This is a genomic window from Roseomonas acroporae, from assembly GCF_023223525.1.
Classification (GTDB): domain Bacteria; phylum Pseudomonadota; class Alphaproteobacteria; order Acetobacterales; family Acetobacteraceae; genus Roseomonas_E; species Roseomonas_E acroporae.
In genome coordinates, this window is the sequence record NZ_JALPRX010000237.1 from 1 (window position 1) to 1,625 (window position 1,625).

Annotated in this window: 2 protein-coding genes; both read right to left on the reverse strand. The window is 70.9% G+C overall.

Annotation, left to right across the window (positions count from 1 at the left end; genetic code table 11):
* Positions 1-149 precede the first annotated feature (149 nt).
* On the reverse strand, positions 150-881 hold the full coding sequence (locus tag M0638_RS28245; protein ID WP_248670289.1) for a hypothetical protein: 732 nt from the start codon (positions 879-881) through the stop codon (positions 150-152).
* Positions 882-887: 6 nt separating this feature from the next.
* Positions 888-1,457, reverse strand: a complete 570-nt coding sequence (locus M0638_RS28250) for a type II toxin-antitoxin system VapC family toxin (RefSeq protein WP_248670290.1) — start codon at positions 1,455-1,457, stop codon at positions 888-890.
* Between the last annotated feature and the right edge of the window lie 168 nt (positions 1,458-1,625).

Sequence of the window (1,625 nt, forward strand, 5' to 3'; positions counted from 1 at the left end):
GTTCTCCGTGGCGAAACCGTCCAGTTCCGGATGTCGCTTGATACCCCTCGAACCCATCCACCGCGAGGTGCGGCGCGGCGTCCGGGAGGCGGTGCAGCGGAGGAGGCGCTTCCTCCTCCCAGCCCATGGTATCCGGCGTGGCGTCCAGATCAGCCATGGCGTGTCCTGGGCCGCTTCGTCGGTCTGGTCGCGGGCGGTCCGGGCTGGCGGGAGGGCGTCCGGAGAGGATGCGCAATGGCCGTGTCGCTCGCTGCCGCGGCGGCGTCACCGTAGTGCGGCCGCAGGTCCAGGGTCAGGTCCGGCCAGTCCCGGCGCAGCCGTCGCAGCGCCTGCCAGGGCGACCAGTCGGCCGACCAGAACTCGACCCGCAGCTCCGCCATCCGCCGGCGACGGCCATCCAGCTCGGCGGGCAGCGCACGGACGTGCCGCAGTGCCCGGGTGGTGCCCCAGTGAGCCCAGAGCCAGGCTCGGCTCGCCGGGTCTTCCGGCCCGAGCCGCAGGATGGCCGGCGGTACCGGCGGCAGGCGCTGCAGATCGAAGGGGCAGCGCCGGTCGGTGTCCAGCCGCGCCAGCGCCCGCTGGTGGTTGGTGTGGGCCGCGTCGCGCAGCCGCCGGGCCAGGATGCGCGCGCCGGCGAGGCTGATCGCCCGCTCGCTCTCGGGGGGCGCCGCCAGGGCAAGGAACCAGTCCTCCTCCATCCGGTCGAGGTCCAGCCCCCAGGGGATCACGGCTGAACCGGCCGCCGCCGCCTGGAAGCGTTCCATTACTGCCGTCGGCCCGGTCACCGCCAGCGTGTGGCGCAGCCAGTCCGTATGCGCCGGCGCCAGCGCCGCCTCCGGCGGAGTGGGAGCAGCGGCTACCACGCCACTGACCGACGGCATGGTCGCTCAGAAGACGTGGATCACCGACCCACCCCGGGCGAGCTGCTCCAGGCGGTCGAAGTCATGCCGGTTGGTCGTCATGACGGGAATGCCGGCCTTGCGCGCCGTCAGATAGACGAGGGCATCGTTGAGCGCCTTGCGCTGATCGAGATTGCTATAGCCCTGCACCCGGGCAAGCGTTCCGCAGACGAGCCCGGCTTCGATCCAAGTGTCGCGGTCGGGCGAATGGATGCGGCTGGGCAGCATCGAGGCCATCTGCTGCGACCATGCCCGGATCTCCGCGCGCCAGCCCGGCGCGGTCACGTCACGCGCCGCGAGGCCGGTCGCGATCTCGCCGAGGCAGACCGAGCAATGGTGGAGGGTGGCATTGTCCAGGAGCTCGGTCGCGGCCATCGGCAATCGACCGGCGAGGTCCTCGATGTAGATGTTCGTATCGAGCAGGACCTTGGTGCGGCGCGTCGCCGCGACCTGGGAGACGTGTAGCAACGCCGCTCTGGGACGCAGCGGAATGGACGTCGTGGTCTTGTCCGGCTTGACCTTGCGGAGCAGGGCCTGAAGGTCAGGAGAGGCAGGCACGGCCGATCAGATGTCGAGCCGATAGTCCTTCCCCAGGGAGCCACGCAGCCGCTGGGTTTGCCCCGTCTTGGTGGACATCAACGAAGCTTTCGCGTGAGGTGTCCCCCGATGCCCAAGACCCACCGTACCCGTCCGGTGAGGGCCGCGGTTGACGATCAGGCGGCGGCC

What these genes read in the sequence shown, in the direction of transcription:
- M0638_RS28245 (WP_248670289.1), bottom strand. Translation starts at nt 881, where the DNA reads ATGCCGTCGGTCAGTGGCGTGGTAGCCGCTGCTCCCACTCCGCCGGAG.